Consider the following 21,817-nt stretch of genomic DNA (forward strand, 5'->3'; position numbering starts at 1 on the left):
TTTTTCAGTGTTCGAACATTCAAACTAAAGCGAAGTCAGACACTTCGCCTTAGTTTAATCTTTTCTTAAATGAAAAGTTTATTGATTTCCAGAAACATTTTTTCAAATCGAGACAAGGTTTGCGTTGAAAAATAGGACTTATCAACGCCCAGCTGATTTAGTTTATTAGCAGGACGATAATGGTTAAATCGATCCTTATTAATTGCTTTGTTAATCTGTTTGAGTATCGTTTCAATCTTCGCATCCAGATCAGTTATTTTAACGGAATATTCTTTTTCAAACGCCGCATTGAAAAATTTAAGATATTCTTCTTTTTCAAATAAGTCTTCAATGTCAGCTACAGTATGACCATTTTCTGAAAATTCATCAAAAAATCTAATATTCTTTTCTTTGATGATTCGCTGTTGAACCAAATCAGACACCCGTTGCTTTCCTTTTTGATCAGTGAAGGAATCCAGCAAACACACGATGTTAAGTTTAGACCCTCTGAGTAAGGAAATGAATGTTGTCACTTTATCCAAGCCTCCAACCGGTACAATGGTGATATTACTATCCAATCCTTTCTTGCCATTGGATTCGAGCAAATTCGACATGACGGTCAGGTACAGTAAATCTGCCGGGCCTTCAACTAATAAATTGTTTTTGGAAACGAATAGGTTTTGGGCGATATCATAACCCAATGCCGCTTGTAGTGGAAATAAGGTGTCCGCATCTTTTTCTTGTATGCTGTCAGATATTACCGTGCCTGCATCTGTTTCCAGAACCGTTCTAACTCGATTCAGCTTATTAGATTCTACCATGAATGGGCTATGGGTAGTATAAATGATTTGATACTTTTTAGATAGATCTTCAAAAAAACGTAATAAATCTGCCTGTGCAGAAGCATGAAGATTTAAACCCGGTTCATCCAATAATAAGATAAAGTCAGAGTTTTTATCGGACTGGATTTTACTAAACCATATGATGAAAGAGAAAAACCAGTTGAATCCTTTGCTTCTCCTATCAAGAGGAAGAGTTATTTTGTGGCGCTGGCTTTTTACACGAATATCAAGATATTTGACTCCTCCGGTTTCCTGAATGCGAAATTCGATATCCAAGTTTTTATTGGTTGACCAATATTTAAAAATTTCATTCGTAATCTTATTAGAAGATGCTTCCAATAAAGCAATGAACCGTTCATAATCAGAGCTTGAAATAATTTCTTCTGTTTTAATTCTAGCAAGTTCTAATAAAGCATTGGCTGTTTTACTTTTCTCATCCACCAATCCATTTCTTAGGTCAGTCAGATTGATTTTGCCTCCTAGATGATAATAATCATCGAAATACCAGAATTTAGGAAAGTTAGGCTGAATATATTTTAAGTAAATGTGCTGTGAGAGCGGATTTTCCCAGGTTGATTTATCAACAATTTTTTTTACATGCGCCAAAATAATAGCAAAATCCTTGTCATCTTCTTCAGGCGTAAGGTCCATTACAGATTTTAGATCTGGCAATGCGGCCAATGCTGTCTTGGTCTTAGCCGTGAGTGCATGGTTTTTAGCCAGAAAATCCAGGTGTTTTTTCTGATTTCCGGTTACGCCAGAAATTATTCCATTTCCTTTGTAGCTATCGGTATCGGAAATGATCGTACTTATAAAAACACCTTCGCCAAAGTCCTGATTGATTTCTTTGATCAACACATCTGAAATTTCATAAGTGCAGGTAATAATATTTTGATCATTTTGTGAATCTTCAAAATCTACCAACTCGTTACGAGGGTAGTCCTGGGTAACATCAAATTTAAAATCAGTATCGTTGCTAAAGTAATTCGTTTTTGCAATAGCCTGCAAGAAACTGGTTTTTCCAGATTCATTCATCCCAACGATAGTGGTAATGTCCGGTTCAATCCTTACTTCCTGTGGCTGTTGAATACTTTTGTATTTCTTTACAACCACTTTTGTTAATTTCATTTTCATATTAAGCGTATATTAGATTGAAAGCTAATTTAGTAGATAATTTTTTAAAATAAAATTCCGATTATTTTTATGCTCAGGATTTTTAGAACAACAGATTTTGATCTATGTCGGGAGAACATTTAATTCGAGAATTGCGTGAACGAAGCACGAATATGTCAGTATTATTTCAGGCTGAGTCTTATGATATATTGATTTCATAGCCGATTCACTCAGAAGCTAAAATAAAATTTGGTCAAACCTGCTTTTTTTAGACCATTTATCTAAAATCCCGAACCTGCTTTTTTAACTCAGCAACCCTTCTAAACTTTGTCGGATGTTCAGCATCCACCAAGTTAGAAAAGCCTGTCTAACTGCTTTTTTATTTATCCCATCCCTCAATACTAGCCCGGTTTCTGCCCAGGAAACCAGTCCGGTCAAGTTTAGTTTCAGCTCCCAAAGAATTTCTTCAAAGGAAGCGACCCTGATCATCACCGCTGAAATCAAGCCCGGATGGAAACTCTACAGCACCGAGAACCAAGGACTGATGAAGCTTGGCTTTAATTACCCGGCCTCATCCTTTAGCACGCCAATCGGCGCAACTACCGGAACCCTCTCCATTACCAACCATGATCCTAACTGGAACATGCCCCTGAGCTATTATCAAAACAGTGCAAACTTCACCCAGCGCCTGCGCACCAAAACAGCCCTGACCTTTTTCAGGGGCGAGATTACCTATACCGCTTCAAAAGGTTCAGAAATCCTGGCACCAGTAACCATACCTTTTAGTTTAATGATCCGCTAAAACAAAATTTGCAATGGATTACCAATTTAATATACAGGGTCACTTAAAGATCAGTAAACTCGATCAGCTCTGCCGTCACCTGATTGCTGCCATACTTTCCGGCGAGATCCTTCCAGGCATGCAGCTGCCATCCATTACCAGTCTGGCTAAAATCAACCGTATCTCCAGGGACACCACCGAAAAAGCCTATCGCCGGCTGACCCATCTAGGCTATATCGAATCCGTTGCCGGGAGGGGACACTTTGCCAATATCCAACCAGAAGGTTCACCATCAGCTGACCCAGCGGACAAAAACTGCAGATGCTCTACCAGCCACTTAAGCAAACCGACACGACTTTCACCTTTGCGCTCAATCCCATTGAACAGGTTTGCCGGAAAATGAAGCTCTCAATAGGCAAACCCCTCCCTTGAAATTTATCCTGCCAGCTGCCGCCTTTTTCAAAGCCCAGACCAAAATTATCATCGAGCTGCGCAATTCCGAAACGATGAAGCAAACCATCCATGAAGTGCATCGGAAGCATTAAGCGAAGAGGGGAGAGCTATATTATCTATACGGCTAAAAAACTCGAATCGCCCGAAGCCTACCGAAGCAATCCCTGCCTCTGGCTATACTTTGAATACCTGGTAGAAAGCATTTTCAAAGCCAGTGCAGCCCTAAATTCTATGCCGAAAAGCTGCACATCACTCCATCCAGATTTGATAGGCTGTGTAAACAACATACAGGCAAAAGCCCCTCGCAGTTTATCCTCAGGCGCATCCTTCAACAGGCCGAATACCTGCTGATAGCCTCCAGCTAAAAGAAATTGGCTATAACCTGGGCTTTGCCCAACAATCCCACTTTACCCAATACTTCCCCCTTTACAAAGGCATCAGCCCGGGCGCATACCGCAACGCCCAAATGCCATAAGAAATCCCTGCTCAGCTAGCTCAAACCACATCAAGCAAAAAATAATTTTGACAGCGGGCAACATTTCAGACCTTTTTTCCAAAATCATCCATTCTCTTTCCGCAGTTAAGGCAGAATCCAAACTTAGTATAAAGGATTGTCCAAGGGCGCTCTTTTCTTTTTCATAGGATTTAGCCGTGTAGCCGGGCGGATGTCCGGCCCATCACGTCAAAGCCTGCAATTAACGCTAACCCCACTCAAAATGAAAACCAGACACCAGAATATCGGCCAGTGGCGCGCCACTCGGCTTACCCAGGAAAGGGGCTACACCATCAAAATATCAGCCGTCATCCCGACCACCGACCCGGCCTCACCCTGCAACCTGATTGCCATGGAAGAATTCAGCAATGCCGAAAGCGGGCTGGTCTTGAGACTGGAAAACACCAAATACCTGAACGTAGAATCCGAAAGCCAAACCTACCTGGTTCATCGCACGCAAGGCGAAGCCGAATGCCCTTATAAAAATGTTATCATCATCGGGTTCCGGGCCAATGAAACAAAATCCTTTCTGATCGCCATCATTGATATTGATACAGACCTAGCTGAATTCTAAGCGGCTGGTTTTGAACAATAGTAAATAAACAACAGTAAGCAACGATCTAAAAGGTTAAATTGAGGTGATGGGAAAAAGAACGGACCGGTGGCGACCGGTCCAGAACACAAACTAAATTTTTTCAAGAAAAGGACTTCTACTTCCCTTTATGAATAAAAAGCGCAGACATCCACCATGCGCAAGCGAGATGATTCAAGACGGATGAAAGAATCGCCCGATGGGTCAGCGTGCAGAGATTCGCCATCAGCGCATCTCCTGCATCCGCGGGGCAAAGATGAACCCTGAAGCTGGCAAAGCCAATCAAACCCAATATTTCAGGAAAAAGGTCTGAAAACGCACTGCCATTCAGAATTTAATTCCGAAATTCACACATGAAAACTCCAAAAAAGCAAATAACATTTGCAAACTTGAAAATCAAAGCGCTATATTTACCGCCGTTCACTACCACATCAGGGATTTTCAGACACAACGCTAAATAAGTCGTTATGGAAGAATATTATCTGGACGAAGTGGATTACTCGATATTAGAGATCCTTCAAACCGATTCCCGCATCACCAATGATGACCTTGGAAGAAAACTGCACCGCAGTAAAACCCCCATTTTTGAACGCGTTAAACGCCTCGAGCGGCTAGGCTACATCAATGCCTACGTGACCCTGATCGATTACGCCAAGCTCCGCGAATGCATGATGAGCTACATCCATGTCAAGCTCGCCGACCATTCCATTGAAGCCCTTCAGCAATTCGCCAATCAGGCCTCCAGCTTTCCTGAAGTCATGGAATGTGCCCACCTGACCGGCGGGACTGATTTCCTTTTGAAAGTGGTCACCAAAAATATGGAGCACTATCATGAATTCCTGTTTCGTAAACTGGGAAAACTGCCCAACATCGCCAACCTGAATTCCTCCATCGTCATCGGCCAGAGCAAATCCAATCCGGTGATCCCCATCTAAAGAAAAAATCGCCACGCATCACAATCAGAATTAAATTTTGTGCCAGCTCTCGAAAACAGACCATTTTTCTAAACTAAAGGAATTGCTTCATCGATACCTAAAGCATCACCAACTTTGAAAAAAAATTAAACGCTTTAATAAGCCAGAAATAAGTATGTTTCTGGCCGGCAATGCCATGCCGGCCTTTAACCCATATTCAAAAGAGCGAAAACATGATTGAACTAAGAGGCATCTTTTTACAGATTTTCCGCAGTGAACCGCTGATCGTGGAGATCCCGGGCTGGAGCCACCTCAATGAAGAGGGTATCATTGCAGAACACGGGCAGCCTGTTGAAAACCAGATTTACCTCGACCTCTCCGAGCGGAAAGATTCCGAGTTTCATTAGTACAACGATGCCTACCAGAGCCACATCAGCGGTATGGTGAGCAGTCAGAACCAAGCCCACAGCTGGTACAGCCCTATGGAAAGCATTGCCCGCATGCTGCTCAGCAAAGGCTACCCCATACAAGGCTATAACCTGTACCTGCTCGCCGCCGGGCAAAAAAAGAAAGGAAAGACCTATGAACTGCTCATGAAAGTGGCCATGCTTAAAGGCCTCAACGAAATCTATCAGCTATCCCTCGAACGGGAGCGACAGCTGGATATCATTTGCGAAAGTAATCAGGGTTCAGTCCTTGACGCGCTCTACATCGGGCAGATTGCCCGGGCCATCAGCACAAAGGAAAAAGCCCTGCTCATCCCATAATCAAAATGGAAAGCCTAAGGCACCATATACCCTTGCAAGACCAAAAAATGCCAATACGCATAACAGGTCCAAGCATCGGACAAAGCAAACTGTCTTATTCCAATAAGCAGGTTAGTTTAATAGTTAATAATAAAAGCATGCGCCGCGAGGGCACATGCTTTTTTCCTTTTCCAATCATGAAACTCGAAAAACTCATTTCCATCCGCGTCTACGATGGAAATAAGACCTTAAACCAGAGCCTTAAAATATTTCTTCACGATGTGCTGAAACATGCCAACCTGCGCCTGCGCATCGGATGGCAACAGGCTGCCGCCATGGAAAAGCTCAGCAGTGGAACCTGCCTGATGCTACTTTTAGGAGACCAGGTCTGTGGCATTGTTGATTACCACGTCCAGTACCTGCATTCCCGTCCCCAATCCCTGCCATCCCTCCACGAAACCGGCGCGGTATGGATCAGCGATTTTATCATCCATCCCGCCTATAGAAGAATTGGCCTGGGCAAAATGCTCATGGATACCGTCGTCAACTATTCACGATACCTTGGCAAAACAAAGCTTAGGATCTTGCCAACAGAAGGGCTGCCTGAATTATATGGATTTCTGCACGCCTATGGCTTCACCGAGCGGCACCGTAAAGAAAGTAAACACCAATATTACCAGCTGTCCCTTCACAAAAACCTTCAACTCGCAGGGAATCAGATTATACAGATGCAGACGCCGGAGCTAATGGATTGTCAGTAAATCATTTGTCAGGATTGCGCCAGATCATTTATTACCTCATGCTTTAAGCCTCAGTTTACAAATCCCACTTTGAGCGTCCCTGCTTTTGCTTACTGTTCACCCGCCTTCTCAAAGCGACATCGCCCTTTTAATTATAGGATCTTTTGCTAGCATGAAGTCCTTAGATAAGGTATCGCCCGGATAAAAGGCTTTATCCCGTATTTCCTGCAGGCTCCAGGGAAGGGTGATCTCATACTCATCATGCATCAGATCAGACAATTTGCCGACAGGCTCGATCCGGTAACTTAGCCTGGAATTTGCGAGGGTGAGCACAATAGGGGCAAAACCAGTACCCAAAAACATGCCCGTAGGACGGCTGATCAAATAGATGCTGTCGTTTTTATTGGCCCGTGCGAGCTGAAAGGCACTGGCTCCCGAGGAATAATTCAGTTCACTCCCAAGGATGATTACCTTACCTGTAAACTTTCGTGAACTGTCATTGGGAATAATCTTCCAATCCGAATGGTAATATTGCTTGAACTTAAAAGGCCTTAGCAAGGCTTGATTTTCATCGATAAGCGCATTTCTGGCAATTTCCTGTTGCCTGAAATATTCTTCGTTCAGAAACCTGGGCGGCAGTCCATCCAGTACTAGGGGATAACTGACCGGCGAGGGTAGTATGGACTCATAAATTGTCTGCCACACCACATCATTGCCGCCGCTGTTGTCCCGTAAGTCTACGATAATGCGTTCAGGTGTTTTGCCCGAACGTTTAAAGTCAGCAAGTTTCTGTTTTAGGCGTGGTAAAACCGCATTATCCATACGGTATAGCTTAATGTAGAGTACCTCTTCTTTTTCCCAATAGCTCACCTGGTTTTTAATCGTATCGCGGATTGGATTGATGAAATCCAGGCGAGTGTCAATGGGAAGTTGCACCGATTTCCTTCCTCCCTCTGGTGTTTTAAATGCCAGGGTGAAATGGCGCTGAAATACGCTTTGCATGTTCAGGTAAAACTGCTCTGAATAAAATCTTTGATGGTTGAAGTCATACCTCAACACGCGTTCACTCATCAGCCCAGCAACATATCGGTCGATGGGCTTGCCCTCGGCTCGGATAATTTTACTCCCGGCAGTAACCGAATCCTTTCCAGCACGAAAACTCCTGGCTAAAAAATATTCCCCATCGGTATATACCACCGGAATCCAAAGGTTAAACCGATTATCCGCAGACCGGTAAGAACTAGACTGGCTTATCAGGCTGGTGTGGTAATCCTGGCAGAGATTCAGCGCCCGTTGCACTAGCCGCGCGAAACCATTCGCACTACTTACCGTATCAACCCCTTTACGTAGTTTAGCCAAAGCTTTTGCCGCATCATAGTGTCAGAGTACCTTTTTAACGGGGATATGGGGAGAAATGCCGATGAGCCTGGAAGCAAGGGTATCAAAGTCGGAACGGTAATCTGCTTGACTAAGCGTTTGCACTTGGCTGCGGATCACCGATAAGAAAGTCAAGAGAGTCAACAGAAATTTTTTCATCAGCTATAAGACGTCTTATTTTATTGAACGTGACGCAATCGAATAAATTTAGTAAAAATCTGGTAAGTGTAATATTTTGGGGATTTCAGGGATAGTGGTTCTTCCCCAATTTTGGTGGTTTTTATGATAAATCTGATGGTGATTCGTTAAGAAATAATGAATCTTACCAAACTGATTTTTTCACCAATTGATCCGTTTAAAGTAGTTTCGGTAGATAACCAGGCCGATTTTGTTAACATCTATGTGCAGAGTAAGCAACGGATGTGCCGTTGTCCAGATTGCCTAAGTCCTTCAAAGAAACTTCATAGCTATTATTTAAGAAAGTTCCGTGACTTTCCAACGTTTGGAAAATCATGTAATATATACCTTCAATCCAGAAAATTCCGATGCCTTAAAACGGACTGTAAGAGAAGTATCTTCACAGAACGCTTTGATGACCACTTTGAACCATGTAAGCGACGGACAAAAAGATTGGATGAGAAATTATCAATTCCCGCACTGGAAATAGGTGGCAAGCCAGCCGAGCGCATTTGCAGTACATTATCGATGCCCGTTAGTGATTCTACTTTACTAAGACTGATCCACAAAGCTCCTCTGCCACCGTTAGGACATCTTAAAGCTGTAGGGATAGATGACTGGGCATACAAAAAGCGGGATAGATATGGTAGCATTCTGGTAAACCTGGATACCGAGAAAGTAATCGATCTGCTGCCAGATCGGGAGGAAAAAACATTGACCAGTTGGCTGCAAGGGCAACCTGCAATAGAGGTAATTACACGGGATCGTTATGGTAAATATATGCGGGCAGCAACAAAAGGGGCTCCCCAGGCTTTACAGGTGACGGACCGTTGGCATCTACTTAAAAATCTTGGAGAAGCCGTTAAAAGAGTAATGGTGCGTGAGTACACCAGACTCAGCAGAGTAGTGGCTCCTAAAACAGTTGATGAACCATTAGTGATTCCAAAAGATTTTCCTAAAAGGAAGAAGCTGGCCGCTACAAACGGTGTTATCAAACAGCGATTTGACGAAATGAAGAAACTACACGCTAAAGGGCTATCCAACAGCGCTATTGCAAAATCACTGGGAATGCATAGAAGTACTATCAGGAAATACCTGTCGACGGATATACTGATGCGGAAGTCCTACGCAGAAAGGGGAATGATAGAGGCCTATTTTGAATACATCAAAGAACGAATGAAAGCAGCCCCTAATATGCATTTAAAAACACTTTGGACAGAACTAAAGCAAAAAGGATATCCTGGTGCATATAGCACATTGTCTGAGTCACTGGCCTACTATGACATCAGGGTAGGAAAAAAAGCAAGACAAACAAAACTCCCACAGCATGCAGGCTCTTTCTTTAAGCCTTCAACTGCTGCCATGGCATTTTTAGCTCCTGAAAGTAAAATTAGCGGTACACAAAAATAGCTTATATCCAAACTGTGCCAATCATCAACTGAATTAAAACTTACTATGTCATTAGTGAAAAAATTCCGTGAATTGATTGAAACTAAGACAGGCAGTGAATTGAATGCATGGATTGCGGAAGCTAATCATTCACTTATTGGAGAGTTGAAAAGTTTCGCCGCAGGATTGTTGTCTGCTATTAAGTCTATTGAAAATGCCATCAATCTACATTGGAGCAATGGGCCTGTTGAGGGCAATGTTAACAAACTGAAGACTATTAAACGTCAAATGTATGGAAGGGCAAGCTTCGATTTACTCAGGAAAAGATTAGTATTAGCACCGGATTGACCACCAAAATTGGGGAAGAACCAGTATCACTGAAATTCCCAATACTAAAAAACCTTAAAAATACTAAATATATGGGGGGAAATAGCTTTTTGTCAAAAATTCAATCAACATTAGTCGACCGTATTTCTTAGGAAATTTAACACAAAACCTTTTATACAAATGAACTTTGATTCTCTTCAACTTCAATCGTAGTATGTAATCTCTGAGCAGGCTTAATTTGTTTCGATAGTGTCAATACTTCCTGAACAAATATTCATAATATAGGATACATTTTATATTTTTACCATATACCAAAAACGAGTGTTCTGGACTCCAGATAATTATTATCAAAATATTTGAATTATGACGCCAAAATCTAGGACCTTAGAGGCATTAGCCAATGAGAGGAATGTCACTGCGGATAGCTTATTAGCTAAAATAAGGTTTATATTAAAACAAAACAAACCCAAAAAGAGGTATCTAAGTCTAATAGATGGTACATCTGATGTTGAATTTGAAGTAGACTGTAAATCAATTGGTATAATTAAGAATAAGTATGGCTCTTTTTATGAGTATTATTTCCAGATAAATGACAATTGGATTGATTACAGTGTTCTCATCATGACAGAAAACTATGATGAAAATCATATGCCTATTTTTAAGCAGCAAGATTATCTTCTAACTAAATTCAACAGTCAGTGTGAATCGCAGACGCTTTTCGGTGATAAAACCTGTGACTGCGCGGAACAATTGGCATTAAGTTTACAATTAATTGCACAGCGCGGTGAAGGCATGGTAATACACGTTACCAGACAAGAAGGTAGGGGAAAAGGATTGGAGTCAAAGCTGGACCAGCTTGCCATATGCGAGCTCCTGGATGTTGATACAGTAACCGGTTCGTTAATTCGCGCGGAGCTTGTTGAGAAACTTGACACAACCAAGATGGGTATACAAGAGGCTATTGATTCCCGCGATTTTCTGGGTTGTGTGGCCTTACTTAAATATTTTGGGGCGCCAAATCACATTTGTTTAATAATGCAGACAACTACACCTTCAAAATCACTACCACTGACAATTAACGGATATAGTTGTGAGATTTATAAGATCCAGACGGAGCCTACATCCTCGAATAGAACCCACATTGAAGCAAAAAGGAAATATTTCGGATAATGCTTTTTAAGTCCTTATGTTAGATGATAAAAAATATTGACCTATATCACTTTGATACCATTAACGCGTAATTATGAATATTAGTCTGGAAATCATTCCTGATCACTTGAAAAAAAGGCTCTACGACAGGGTTTTGGATTTTATCGTTGACAGTGCCAGAAAATTCAACCAAGACGGCCTAGCCGATAAATTCCGATCATTGAAAACTGACGGAGCATTGATTGATCAATTCAATAAGGGAATAGTCAAAGGGATTGATAGATTTATCAAAGAATATGAATTAATTGATGAAGATCTTGTTCATGATATCATTGAAAAAAAAACTGAATTCCTTACAAGTTCACTAAAAGAAGCACTATTTACGGTTGTACAGAATCCCGACAGGTTCAGCTGGGAGGAAAGAAACGAAATTATCGATTCTTTTGAACAGATACTACCTAATAGAAAAAACAGAGAAAGAGTTGAAAGGGCTGTAATTTATTGGCTGGACTGTATCGCTAAAGAAGTATGGCATTTGCCTGAATTTCAGCCATTCTACGCAATATATTTTCAGCGTATATCGGCCGAAACCGCTCAAAAGCAGCTTGCTGTGCAACTTGCACAGCTAGATGAAACCAAATCACTAAATCACAGTTTCAAAAACGCTATACTCCAGTTGAGCAGCGTTATAGCGGCAAATAAAAACCTTTCTGCCCCAAATGGAGAAGTTCAGCAGAAACCTGAAAAAATAAAACACAATCTTCCACAGCCTGATTACGGGAATTTTATCGGGCGCATAAAGGAGATTGATCAAATTAAAAACGTTTTAAAACCATATCCCCAAAGCCGTTATCACCTGCTGACCATTGACGGGATTGGTGGGGTTGGTAAGTCTTCTCTCGCACTTGAAATCGGTATAGATTTTCTGCATAACCAGTTGAACCTGAAAGAAGAGGAAAGATTTTCAGCCATTATATGGATAACTGCAAAAAGTATCTTTCTTAACGCGCAGGGCATCAGAAAGGGAAAGGATCAAAATAGCACGCTTGAAGATATTATTTCAACAATTTTAGATGTAATAGATAATCAGGAGGTAAAACAGACAGGAGCGGAGGAACAATTAAAGCTTTGTAACCGGTTATTAGTTACAACCCGGTCCCTTATAATTATTGATAATTTCGAAACAATCGATGATGAGGGTGTGATGCAATTTCTTATGGAAATACCGATCCCCTCAAAAGTACTGATTACAACGAGACATAAGATTGATACTGCCTATCCCTTGAGGCTTCTGGGGATGGATATTGAAGATGCTACAAACCTAATAAGAAAAGAATGTAACGCCAAGAACGTAGAACTCACCCGCACCCAGCAGCTTGAACTTTTAAGGGTTGTTGGAGGCATACCTCTAGCCATTATCTGGAGTATTTCTCAGCTTTCACTCGGCTATAGTTATCCGGTATTGTTAAAAAAACTATCAGCTGGAAACAGTGATGTTAGCAAGTATTGCTTTAGCATGATTGTAGAAGAACTAGACAAAAAACATTGTCTTGCTTTGAGAATACTATGCGTAATTGCTATGTTTGCACAGAATTGTCACCGAGATGCAATCAGCAAGATACTAGATATTACGGATGAGGAACGTGATGATAACCTAGTTTATCTGGAACACCTTTCATTGATAAATAAAATTTCAGACAGGTTTTCAATGCTTATCCTGACCCAAACCTATATCCGCACTTTGAAAAGGGAGATTTTGGAGGATGCTGAACTGATAACTCGCTGGCTTAGTTATTTCACTGAAAATGAACGTTCCAACAGCGACGGATACTGGCAATGGAGTGATTATAGTTGGCTATTACAGGAAGGGGAGAATATTTTGGGTGTGGTAAACTGGGCAGAAAGCAGCGGTAGAGCAGATAAGGCCCTATCTGTTATCAAGTCTGTTATGCGTTACCTGGATATAAAAGGTAAGTGGCAGGAAGCGAAGGAAGTCGGCGCTAGATTGTACGCTTCTGCTCAGAACGTAAATGATCTTGATAGTATTGCGTGGATGGGTATACATGGGATTGGTTGGCTATATGTAGATTTATTGATGTTAGATGAGGCTGAAATAATAGCAAAGAGGAGTCTGCTGATTTATAAAGAAAAAAATGATCATATTGGTGAGTGTTTTGCCTTAAAACACCTCGGCAGGATATACAGGCGATCGTTAGAATTTGAAAAATCACAGCAGGCCTATCAGACAGGAATAAATATTGCCAGGAATTTTAATCTTGATGATGCTAGTCTAAGCCTCCTACTTGAGCTCGCTAAACTCGAAAGGGATTTAAAGAACTGGAAAGCTTCTTATGACCATTTCCAGGCCGTAATCGATTACTTTAGTTCGGGCGATCAAAAGAAAGTGGATGTAACTTACTTGATGGAGGCTTTAGGAGGGGCAGGATGGAGTGCTTTTCATTTGGGGGATGTTGAAAAGGGAAAAGAATTGCTAGGCGATAGCCTTAAATATGAAAAGATTTTAGATGTTAAAGGATACCTTGTCGTTGTTAAATTCCGGCTTGGCTTAGTTGAATATGAATTGGGAAACACCCAATCTGCTGAAGCACTGTTGGAAGAATCTTTAACATGGGCAACACAGTTGGGAATTAAAAGAGAACAGGAACTGATTCCGAATATTTTGAAAAACTGGAAAAAATAAATGAAAATTATTGCAATTGTAGGTATGGCAGGTACCGGTAAAAGTGTCGCTTCAAATTTTTTTATCAATCAAGAAAATTTTGAGGTTATACACTTTGGAGGGTTGACCAACTTGGAGATTTCTAAAAGAGGATGGGATATAACTCCTGCTAATGAAGCAAAGATACGTGTTGAGCTAAGGGAAGCCCATGGAATGGCGGCTTATGCGAAAATAGCCATACCGCAAATTAACATGTATATTGATGGCGGAAAAAATGTCTGTATCGATGGGTTATATAGTATGAGCGAATACGAACTTCTTAAAGAGGTCTTTGGCGATAAATTATCTGTTATAGCCGTTTGCTGTAATAAGGAATTGCGTTTCAAAAGACTTGAAAAAAGAAAAATAAGGTCATTGAATCGAGCAGAAGCTGAAGCCCGTGATCTCGATGAAATAAAAAGGGTCGAAAAGGGTGGGCCGATTGCACTGGCTGATTTTACTATTCTTAACAATACATCCCTAGAGGATTTCATCGCTGCTTTGGAAGAAACACAAAAACAGGTAAAAGATTATGGAACCATTTGAGTATGCAAAAATGTCTCCTTCACAGCGAGCTGCCTGGCTGGATTCGCTTAGCGAAACTGAGATTTTAAGTCTTGGTGAAGCTTTCATTCATCAGGTGCTTAGTGATGAAAATTATGGACTATGCAAATGGTTTCTATACCGCGCATTAGGAGAATTTGATACTATAACGGCGTTATCTGCACTCCATAATGAAGCACTGTTACCAGATATAAATTTTGGCAATACTAGCACGCATCTTGCTATAGCTGACAGTTTTGTTAAAATTGGGCAATCCGCTTGGCCATACATTGTTTCTTTGTATAATGCACCCGAGGATTATTCACGAAAAATAGCGGTGGATGTGTTAGGAAGTCTTATTAATCAGGATGATAAAAGTATTAATATAGGGTACCTACGCGAGGCGATAATAGAGGATGTCTGGATTGTTAAACTTTGGGCATCACTGTCCCTTGCTAAGCTAGGCGAGGCTTCCCGAAAAACTATAGAAAATCTAATTACTGATGCCTTGGTTGATGAAAATACTTCAATATTATTAATAGATGCATTGGATAAGATAGGTATGTCAGATTCTCCTAAATTACTATCGTTTCTTGGGACTTTTGGTTCTGAAAACCAGAAAAAGGCAGTTTCTAAATATTTGCTAAATTAATACTCATGGATTATATAAAACCATTTCTTGGTGCAAGAACTAGAATAAATTCAACACAGTGGGGCCAAATGACCCTCGAGTCACAATCATTTACTCCAGCTTCTGACGGCGATTTGGTTTGTATTATAGGTGAACCTTTAAAGCAGGAAGCGCCATTGGTCAGGATTCATTCTGAATGTATTTTGTCGGAGGTGTTTCATTCCGATTTATGTGATTGTAAAGAGCAGCTGACTATTGCAATGGAGCAAATCAGCAAAGAGGGTCACGGCATTATTTTTTATCTCCGTTTTCCAGGGCGAGGTGCAGGACTCGCTGCGCAGATTAAGGCAACATCTTTGGAAATTCAGGGTATGAATACTTATGATTCCCGAGTAAGCATTGGGGTTCCGCCGGAAAGCAGAGACTTCACACCAATTGGAAAATACCTATCCTCGCAAGGTTATAAGAAAGTGAGATTGATGACGAATAATCCCCTGAAAAAGGCAGGGGTGATTAATGAGGGGATAGAGATCATTAGCATTCCTCTTACTGTGGAAAATTATAATGAAAATGTTAAGTTGCTATACAAGACAAAACGCGACTTTTTCGACCATGATATTTCCTCAGACGTTTGAGCGGCTTTGTCAATAGTTAAAAGGGAATCTTATTAGGTATATTAGGTAGTTTTAAAAATATTTTATTTGAACACTTTCTTTAAGATTACCGCAAGAATAAAGTTGAGTTGGCAAATAACCACTACTGAACAATTAATATTCTGTGACACCTATCTAAATAATCAGTGCATGCATTAATTATTTAGATAAAATTTTATTGAGTTTTTGCTCAAGTTGGCCATCCATGGAGAACATTTTTCCCTTAGCCAGCGATAAACGCGTCAGATCAGCTATAAAAGTCGAGGACAATGGTACGTGGATTGACCCCCAATGGGACGAGGTCTTTCCAAAAGATTTTCGTCACATTTTCTTTGCTTGTAACTCTTTGTTTTTGAGGTAGATATGCTCGGTAATTTCATTAATCAAAAGTGTTCGATATCGGTCTCCATTGTATTCCAATTTTTCGGGAAAAATGCAACTTATTAGATACCTTCAACACAATAATTTTCGTAAAATAAGTAAAGATTGCTCAGGTTAGACATTGCGCGTTCCGCGATTGGTCTAATATTCAGTATCGGTTATTGTTTGTATTGAGTTCCGATAGTTTTGCTTCCAGGATTGATATTTTCTCGTTACCGTCTGCTTTGATTGATCGAAAATCAACACCATCTATATCATTATCCAATAATAAATCTCTTGCGCTTCAATTTTTATTAATGTCCTTTATTTGGTTAATATGGATAAACCGCTTCAAATTGACCCCTCTTCGCCACTTTAAAAAGCCCCCTTTGCCGAGTTAATTTTTGTAAATCTCGACTTCTGGTTGTTCACTTTGTGAAAGAATTAGAATATCGTATGCTTCTTTACCAATAAGGTCATCTATACTTTCCTCCTCATCAATCTTCCTGATTTTTTGTCTTTCCAGCTGGTCCACTCCACCTGCTAAGTCCTATAGCTCCAATGTTTAATCCATCTTCGGTTTTCATAATTTCTCCGTCAATTAACCTAATGCCACCGAAATAAGTAAGCAAGGAAATAAAGCATCCGCAAATTCGGGAAAATTTCTTTTATAAGTTTGACTGATAATCGACCAATCAGTGATGCAAAAAAGGGGGAGGTTTATAAGGCAAACTATTGTTGGGTAATCAAGGAAGCACTAAAGATATGCATTGACAGGGGTGTCGTATATTAGACGTTTAGAGATTTTGCCAGTTTCGTTTCTCAAATGCTTACAAAAGTCCAATTTTTATCTTTACTTTGTATAAAACACTGCTTAAATCAATGCCAGACTCTAATATCGTCCCACTTCTATATATTATATCAGCAAATATCAAGGGTTATAAATCCATTGAAGATCTAAGTGTTGAATTGAAACCAGGGATGAATATCATAATTGGGAAAAATGGTGCAGGCAAGTCCAACTTTATGGAAGCCTTGTACAATGCAATGCTTTCCATCTACAGCACAAAAGAAATTACTTTCCGCTCTTCCCAGTTGTTGCTAAAGTCGTATAATGGTGAGGAACTTTTGTATTCTATAGAGCGGCAGAACTTAAAGCATGTATTATCCAGTCAATTTGATGAGGATTTATATATGCAAAAGCTTGAGCTCAATGGAAAAGTGGTATATAATTCAAGCAATGATGAAGCGGTGACTTTCGAACACAATGGACGAAAATATCCGATGGTTAAAAACATCAGAGGAATTTTTCACCGGCTTAAAATCCCTATCTTAATTCCCAATTTTGTCAAATTTGCGATTCCTGATGACATTGCCGGTGTCATGACGCCAACATCTATTAGGATTCCAGTGGAATACGATGAGCCGTGGGAAATGGACTCTCGCTCTGGATTTTTGCAATCGGCAGCTCAAACTTTGGAAGACAGGTTTTCAAGTCCCCTATTAGATATGGGCCCAATTACATCCGCTAAATTACAAGCAGAATGGGCTAGGCGTTTAGCAGAGATTACACCTGATCAAGTGATATCAAATATGCTACTATCCGAAGAAGTGTTGATCAATCTTAAAAAATTCAGCCCAATTGAGGATTTGAGGATCAACGAAAACATCACCTTTTATGAGGATAATAGTTATTTAATTGCAGACAATATTAGGTTGGACTTTTACATTAATGGAAGTTGGCTCCCTTGGTCACAACTCTCCGATGGAACCAGACGCCTATTTTTTATTATTAGTGACATATCTCTTTCTGGACATGGTACCATATTAATGGAAGAACCGGAGCTTGGTGTCCATCCGCATCAATTCGATTTGGTCATGCAATTTTTAAAAGAACAGTCAATTTCCAAACAGATTATTGTATCTACGCATTCCCCTAAAGCAATAGATATACTTTCTTCGAAGCAACTTGATGCAATACTGATAGCCTCATATCATAAAGGAAAAGGAACAAAACTTGCTAGAATGGCAGAGGGGCAGAAAAGGAAAGCACTTGATTATATGGAGTCAGTTGGTTTTTTGAGCGATTATTGGTTAATGTCAGATCTGGAACAATGAAAAGAGTTGGTTTGATCGGAGAAGATCCATACGATAAACTCTCCATAAAAAATCTTATAGCCCCAATATATTCGAAAAATATTATTTTCACCCCTCTAATGAGATCGATCAGGGGCGGAGGCCTTGATAATGTAAAGCTTCAACGAGCTCTAAAGGTGGAGATTAAAAATACCCAGTTGGATTTCATAATATTTATCCGAGACTTAGATGCTCTTCCCTCCCAAAATGCTGAGATCAATAAACGAGTAGATTGGTTTAAAAAATTAACTTCGTTTAAAAATGATATCCTTTTGCTTAACATCTGGGAATTAGAGACGCTGATTTATGCAGACATCGAAACATTCAATAAAGAATATGGTGTAGCTGTGAAATTTACAGGGAATCCTATGATGATTAATGATCCTAAAGGTAAGTTAAGACACGAAACGCGAAATGTAAAGAAAAAATTTCATGAATCTGATTGTCCTGAACTTTTTAAGCTGCTTAACATTAATCTATTGATTAAAAACTGCATCTACTTTGCCGCCTTCATTAAAGAGCTAAGCGCGAAAAGTGCTTAGATTCCATAGCCCTTTCTTTAACGTCGACCCCCCATCTTTTGGTCATGTAGTCTATAGTTGGCAAACGAATTAATTTAACCTATTGCATCGGTTATTATTTATTTGAAAGTTCATTAGTAAAACAAAGCATTAAAAGGAAAATGTTTTTGGAGTATTAGTTTGTCTTCTACTATTGATGGATTAATAATTGCCGGATGATTCTGATCTGTGTAAATTCCATGCTTGAATAGATTTTCTGCTACAGTTAATAAAATCAAAGGCACGAACTTTACATTTCTTATTTCATCTTGGTATGCAAAGCTAATATTCAACTCATCATCGAATCTTGTCTGATGAAGTTTGATTAAATTTTTTACCTGGTCGATTTCTGCTCCTAATAAAATCAAATCATCTGTATTTTCACAGTCTACGCTGAATCTCATGACGTTTGAGAGAGTCATAACGGCTTCGGCGGTTCGAGGGGCGATTAAATATCTGTATAATTTGCACTTAAAGTATTGAAAAATAAATGGGGATTGATTTGTGCTTTTAAATAAGCATTCGTTGCATGACTGAGCTTGACTTCCATTTCCTTTTGTTCCAACATATAATTTAGCTGGCTTCTTCCAGTTGTGCTCTTATTAAAATGGACTTACTGTACTCTTGAAAAGATAATAGAACGCAGAGAGGCCCATAAATTTTAAGGCTCTCCATAAAACTCCAAATGAATACTGACTGTTTATTAATATAACTTCATCAAAAAGCAGCCAGAAAGTGTGCTTATTTATATAATAGTCAACAAAGTAATTGATAATCAGATAACATGCGTATATAATTAACAACGATAGAGGGAGCTTCCAAAACCAAACAATTTTTTTTTTAAATCCCAGTAGCGATGATTCCGTTCCTGAATCATTAGGCCTGAAATTGATGAAAGGCTTAAGCGATGATATTCATGCTACATTTAACATCGAAAATGAAAATGGCACAAAAATCACGATCTTTTTCATAAATGACCAAATTGACCATAGTGAACCAGCAATTCAACATTCTTCAATGGCATAGTATTAAGCTTTAAATTTTAATGAAAACAATCAAAATAGTCTTAAGTATATATCCTTGGTTGACAAAAATTATTTTACAAGTATATACTAAATATAGTGAGGATGTAAAATTTCCTAGTACTTAATGAATGAAATTCTGGTAAGCAAATGCTTAATTATTAGATACTTCAAAATTGTAGTTTGGAAAAAGATTAAATTTCGTGTTTTAATGTGATTTGGTTAATTGCTTTCTGCTAATTTTCTATAATACTCTATAATATTAGAAAATTCTTCTCTATCACCAACATATATAAAGGGGAGCATATTGAAAATTTGAAAGTCAACTGATTGCATTATATCTTCAAGTACAATTAAAAAATTCTGTTTGGAAATGACATTGAGGTCTTCAACTATTTTATGGTGAACTTGCCTTTTATAAGCAAGAATAAGGAAATAAGCGACGAGCTGATTGAAATATATGGTGAATCCACGATAGCGAATATCAAAGATTGCAAAAGACAAAATTTTTGGTTTCAAACTAATTATAATTGCAGCATCCTCTGGCTGAAAAACCACAGCCGCGTCAACACTCTCCCATTTTGAATTATCATTATCATCTATACTCAAATAGACGGAAATAAACTCGTAGTCTTTTTTAAAAAAACTATAAACCATAGCAGCAAAAACACCCTGTTTAATCAGATTTTTTTTGTAACTGTCAGTCAGTACAAATTCGAGGTCTGGCAACAAAGCATAACTTTCGTCGGAAGACAACCCCGCTGATATTTTTTCCAACGCCGGTCCAATTTCAGAATGTCTGTATACATTATTTCTCCAGATTGATTTTCTGTCAAAAAAATCGTTTGGTAATTGCTCATCTGAAAGAAATGTGCGGATACTTGACTTGCCTACCGTGATGAGTGGATGTAACTCTACTAAATGAGTTAGTAACATCCGAAATGTTTCATGGCGCTGGTAATTAATAAGATCCTTTAATAGATAAACATAGTCATGCAAGATAATCTCAGCTATTGTAGCATCCATCTCCTTTATAGGATATAAATATTCAAATGGGCGAAATGCCGTTGCTTCAAACCATTCATAGTCTACTTGATTAAGATTTTTTGTGTTTGCGATTAACCTAGTACCGAAGTTTTGGAATGGTCTTAAAAGCTTTCCGATAGCCTTTGAGTTCTTATCCTTAATAAATGCCTCCAACAGATAAAGATAATATCTTCTCACCATGGTATAAACATGGAAGTGCTGACTACTGACCAATGAATCCATCAAATCAAAAATCTTTGATTCAAGAAAGCCCTCATAATTATTCCGAATAGTTAGCTTTGCAAACATACCCTTCGACTGTTTTTTTTCGGTCTCGAATGTATATTTCCCCTTGCTAAAGCAGCTATAAGCTGTTTCAAAAAAACATTTAATGTATTTTTCCGAGTTTGAATACTGTTTCCTGTTTACAGAAGAATCAATGATAGCTGTTAGGGTATCTATAGATGATCTAAAAATATTATCATTTATCATAATTGTCTTAGATATTTTTTAATTTGTTTATTCAGCTTTTTGTAAACGATTTCTTCAGCGTTTGAAGAGTATTCGTAAATTCGAAAGGATAACCTGGTGAAGGCCAGTAAAAACCCGCTAAAAAATAAAATGCTGAAAATTAAAAATACCCATTGGAAAAAGTTTAATGGATCACTTGTTACCGCTGTTTTAGTAGAAGGGAAAATGTTAAATATTACAGGTAAAAGAAAAATAAGCAAACATCCAAAAGATGCATAAATATTTCCTAAAAAGGATTTTTCCTCTGTCAAAATCCTGTAACTATCCCTAGTTAACAATTCTTTTAGGCTGCTTGAAACTATCTGATAGCTAACTGGAATTAGTATAGAATTCAAGGCTACAATAGTTCCGATAAATAAAACGTAAAGGTCATTCAGCGAGTCGTTCATTTTATGATTTGTTTGCTCAAATTACGAATCAAATTGCATATTTAAAGTATAAAACTTACGGTTATCACGTATTTTTTTATATTGCGGTTGGGAATTTAATCGCATAGTAATAGTTTAAATCCGATGGCCTTAGAAATATCTTGAGTACTTCATCACTATATTCATGGGGCTATTC

At 39.1% G+C, this 21,817-nt stretch carries 22 protein-coding genes; 18 read left to right on the plus strand and 4 right to left on the minus strand.

Features of this window, described 5'->3' with window-relative positions:
- Positions 1-65 precede the first annotated feature (65 nt).
- A complete protein-coding gene (locus OQZ33_RS17125; RefSeq protein WP_265800367.1) occupies positions 66-1,949 on the minus strand; it encodes an AAA family ATPase in 1,884 nt (627 codons plus the stop codon).
- A 319-nt stretch (positions 1,950-2,268) separates the two neighbouring features.
- Between OQZ33_RS17125 and OQZ33_RS17130 the strand changes: the two genes are divergently transcribed.
- The 8 genes from OQZ33_RS17130 (at position 2,269) to OQZ33_RS17165 (ending at position 6,674) form a co-directional block, all read left to right on the plus strand.
- A complete protein-coding gene (locus tag OQZ33_RS17130) occupies positions 2,269-2,736 on the plus strand; it encodes a protein-disulfide reductase DsbD family protein (protein WP_265800372.1) in 468 nt (155 codons plus the stop codon).
- Between the two features lie 13 nt (positions 2,737-2,749).
- The gene (locus OQZ33_RS17135; protein ID WP_265800377.1) at positions 2,750-3,118 is read left to right on the plus strand and encodes a GntR family transcriptional regulator; all 369 of its coding nucleotides are present in this window, start codon (positions 2,750-2,752) and stop codon (positions 3,116-3,118) included.
- A 322-nt stretch (positions 3,119-3,440) separates the two neighbouring features.
- Entirely contained in the window at positions 3,441-3,533 is a 93-nt protein-coding gene (locus OQZ33_RS24540; protein ID WP_416338759.1) for a hypothetical protein, read from the plus strand.
- A gap of 351 nt (positions 3,534-3,884) precedes the next feature.
- Positions 3,885-4,235 (plus strand): hypothetical protein, encoded by a 351-nt coding sequence (locus OQZ33_RS17145; RefSeq protein ID WP_265800381.1) that lies wholly within the window; start codon positions 3,885-3,887, stop codon positions 4,233-4,235.
- Positions 4,236-4,720: 485 nt separating this feature from the next.
- The gene (locus OQZ33_RS17150) at positions 4,721-5,188 is read left to right on the plus strand and encodes an Lrp/AsnC family transcriptional regulator (protein WP_265800383.1); all 468 of its coding nucleotides are present in this window, start codon (positions 4,721-4,723) and stop codon (positions 5,186-5,188) included.
- Between the two features lie 212 nt (positions 5,189-5,400).
- On the plus strand, positions 5,401-5,574 hold the full coding sequence (locus tag OQZ33_RS17155; protein ID WP_265800385.1) for a hypothetical protein: 174 nt from the start codon (positions 5,401-5,403) through the stop codon (positions 5,572-5,574).
- 75 nt (positions 5,575-5,649) lie between these two features.
- Complete coding sequence (locus OQZ33_RS17160) at positions 5,650-5,934, plus strand: hypothetical protein (protein WP_265800386.1); 285 nt, start codon at positions 5,650-5,652, stop codon at positions 5,932-5,934.
- Between the two features lie 176 nt (positions 5,935-6,110).
- Positions 6,111-6,674 (plus strand): GNAT family N-acetyltransferase, encoded by a 564-nt coding sequence (locus OQZ33_RS17165; RefSeq protein ID WP_265800387.1) that lies wholly within the window; start codon positions 6,111-6,113, stop codon positions 6,672-6,674.
- Positions 6,675-6,782: 108 nt separating this feature from the next.
- Here OQZ33_RS17165 and OQZ33_RS17170 read toward each other — a convergent pair whose 3' ends face one another.
- Entirely contained in the window at positions 6,783-7,952 is a 1,170-nt protein-coding gene (locus OQZ33_RS17170; RefSeq protein ID WP_265800389.1) for a S41 family peptidase, read from the minus strand.
- Between the two features lie 393 nt (positions 7,953-8,345).
- Between OQZ33_RS17170 and OQZ33_RS17175 the strand changes: the two genes are divergently transcribed.
- The 9 genes from OQZ33_RS17175 (at position 8,346) to OQZ33_RS17215 (ending at position 18,656) form a co-directional block, all read left to right on the plus strand.
- Positions 8,346-9,617 (plus strand): ISL3 family transposase, encoded by a 1,272-nt coding sequence (locus tag OQZ33_RS17175; RefSeq protein WP_265800391.1) that lies wholly within the window; start codon positions 8,346-8,348, stop codon positions 9,615-9,617.
- Positions 9,618-9,629: 12 nt separating this feature from the next.
- The gene (locus OQZ33_RS17180) at positions 9,630-9,944 is read left to right on the plus strand and encodes a transposase (RefSeq protein WP_265800510.1); all 315 of its coding nucleotides are present in this window, start codon (positions 9,630-9,632) and stop codon (positions 9,942-9,944) included.
- A gap of 342 nt (positions 9,945-10,286) precedes the next feature.
- The gene (locus OQZ33_RS17185; RefSeq protein ID WP_265800392.1) at positions 10,287-11,093 is read left to right on the plus strand and encodes a hypothetical protein; all 807 of its coding nucleotides are present in this window, start codon (positions 10,287-10,289) and stop codon (positions 11,091-11,093) included.
- Positions 11,094-11,166: 73 nt separating this feature from the next.
- Positions 11,167-13,773, plus strand: a complete 2,607-nt coding sequence (locus OQZ33_RS17190) for a tetratricopeptide repeat protein (RefSeq protein WP_265800393.1) — start codon at positions 11,167-11,169, stop codon at positions 13,771-13,773.
- Entirely contained in the window at positions 13,774-14,337 is a 564-nt protein-coding gene (locus OQZ33_RS17195; protein ID WP_265800395.1) for an AAA family ATPase, read from the plus strand.
- Complete coding sequence (locus OQZ33_RS17200; RefSeq protein ID WP_265800396.1) at positions 14,324-14,986, plus strand: HEAT repeat domain-containing protein; 663 nt, start codon at positions 14,324-14,326, stop codon at positions 14,984-14,986. The genes OQZ33_RS17195 and OQZ33_RS17200 overlap by 14 nt, the downstream gene beginning before the upstream one ends.
- Before the next feature lie 5 nt (positions 14,987-14,991).
- Positions 14,992-15,600: a hypothetical protein gene (locus tag OQZ33_RS17205; protein ID WP_265800397.1), complete on the plus strand. Its 609-nt coding sequence runs from the start codon at positions 14,992-14,994 to the stop codon at positions 15,598-15,600.
- A gap of 1,260 nt (positions 15,601-16,860) precedes the next feature.
- Complete coding sequence (locus OQZ33_RS17210) at positions 16,861-18,096, plus strand: AAA family ATPase (RefSeq protein WP_265800398.1); 1,236 nt, start codon at positions 16,861-16,863, stop codon at positions 18,094-18,096.
- Positions 18,093-18,656: a DUF4276 family protein gene (locus tag OQZ33_RS17215; protein WP_265800402.1), complete on the plus strand. Its 564-nt coding sequence runs from the start codon at positions 18,093-18,095 to the stop codon at positions 18,654-18,656. The genes OQZ33_RS17210 and OQZ33_RS17215 overlap by 4 nt, the downstream gene beginning before the upstream one ends.
- A gap of 113 nt (positions 18,657-18,769) precedes the next feature.
- On the opposite strand, the gene OQZ33_RS17220 is transcribed toward OQZ33_RS17215, so the two are convergent.
- Both OQZ33_RS17220 and OQZ33_RS17225 read right to left on the minus strand, forming a co-directional pair.
- The gene (locus tag OQZ33_RS17220; protein ID WP_322975090.1) at positions 18,770-19,162 is read right to left on the minus strand and encodes a histidine kinase; all 393 of its coding nucleotides are present in this window, start codon (positions 19,160-19,162) and stop codon (positions 18,770-18,772) included.
- A gap of 756 nt (positions 19,163-19,918) precedes the next feature.
- Complete coding sequence (locus OQZ33_RS17225) at positions 19,919-21,031, minus strand: hypothetical protein (protein WP_265800405.1); 1,113 nt, start codon at positions 21,029-21,031, stop codon at positions 19,919-19,921.
- Between the two features lie 312 nt (positions 21,032-21,343).
- Between OQZ33_RS17225 and OQZ33_RS17230 the strand changes: the two genes are divergently transcribed.
- Positions 21,344-21,472: a hypothetical protein gene (locus OQZ33_RS17230; protein WP_265800407.1), complete on the plus strand. Its 129-nt coding sequence runs from the start codon at positions 21,344-21,346 to the stop codon at positions 21,470-21,472.
- Positions 21,473-21,817: the final 345 nt, after the last annotated feature.

Source organism: Pedobacter sp. MC2016-05 (assembly GCF_026239735.1).
Lineage (GTDB): Bacteria > Bacteroidota > Bacteroidia > Sphingobacteriales > Sphingobacteriaceae > Pedobacter.

Bases quoted from the DNA above. Each gene is read 5' to 3' on its own strand.
- OQZ33_RS17125 (WP_265800367.1), bottom strand. From the start codon at position 1,949: ATGAAATTAACAAAAGTGGTTGTAAAGAAATACAAAAGTATTCAACAG.
- OQZ33_RS17130 (WP_265800372.1), top strand. From the start codon at position 2,269: ATGTTCAGCATCCACCAAGTTAGAAAAGCCTGTCTAACTGCTTTTTTA.
- OQZ33_RS17135 (WP_265800377.1), top strand. From the start codon at position 2,750: ATGGATTACCAATTTAATATACAGGGTCACTTAAAGATCAGTAAACTC.
- OQZ33_RS17145 (WP_265800381.1), top strand. From the start codon at position 3,885: ATGAAAACCAGACACCAGAATATCGGCCAGTGGCGCGCCACTCGGCTT.
- OQZ33_RS17150 (WP_265800383.1), top strand. From the start codon at position 4,721: ATGGAAGAATATTATCTGGACGAAGTGGATTACTCGATATTAGAGATC.
- OQZ33_RS17155 (WP_265800385.1), top strand. From the start codon at position 5,401: ATGATTGAACTAAGAGGCATCTTTTTACAGATTTTCCGCAGTGAACCG.
- OQZ33_RS17160 (WP_265800386.1), top strand. From the start codon at position 5,650: ATGGAAAGCATTGCCCGCATGCTGCTCAGCAAAGGCTACCCCATACAA.
- OQZ33_RS17165 (WP_265800387.1), top strand. From the start codon at position 6,111: ATGAAACTCGAAAAACTCATTTCCATCCGCGTCTACGATGGAAATAAG.
- OQZ33_RS17175 (WP_265800391.1), top strand. From the start codon at position 8,346: ATGAATCTTACCAAACTGATTTTTTCACCAATTGATCCGTTTAAAGTA.
- OQZ33_RS17185 (WP_265800392.1), top strand. From the start codon at position 10,287: ATGACGCCAAAATCTAGGACCTTAGAGGCATTAGCCAATGAGAGGAAT.
- OQZ33_RS17190 (WP_265800393.1), top strand. From the start codon at position 11,167: ATGAATATTAGTCTGGAAATCATTCCTGATCACTTGAAAAAAAGGCTC.
- OQZ33_RS17195 (WP_265800395.1), top strand. From the start codon at position 13,774: ATGAAAATTATTGCAATTGTAGGTATGGCAGGTACCGGTAAAAGTGTC.
- OQZ33_RS17200 (WP_265800396.1), top strand. From the start codon at position 14,324: ATGGAACCATTTGAGTATGCAAAAATGTCTCCTTCACAGCGAGCTGCC.
- OQZ33_RS17205 (WP_265800397.1), top strand. From the start codon at position 14,992: ATGGATTATATAAAACCATTTCTTGGTGCAAGAACTAGAATAAATTCA.
- OQZ33_RS17210 (WP_265800398.1), top strand. From the start codon at position 16,861: ATGCCAGACTCTAATATCGTCCCACTTCTATATATTATATCAGCAAAT.
- OQZ33_RS17215 (WP_265800402.1), top strand. From the start codon at position 18,093: ATGAAAAGAGTTGGTTTGATCGGAGAAGATCCATACGATAAACTCTCC.
- OQZ33_RS17225 (WP_265800405.1), bottom strand. From the start codon at position 21,031: ATGTTTGCAAAGCTAACTATTCGGAATAATTATGAGGGCTTTCTTGAA.
- OQZ33_RS17230 (WP_265800407.1), top strand. From the start codon at position 21,344: ATGCTGAAAATTAAAAATACCCATTGGAAAAAGTTTAATGGATCACTT.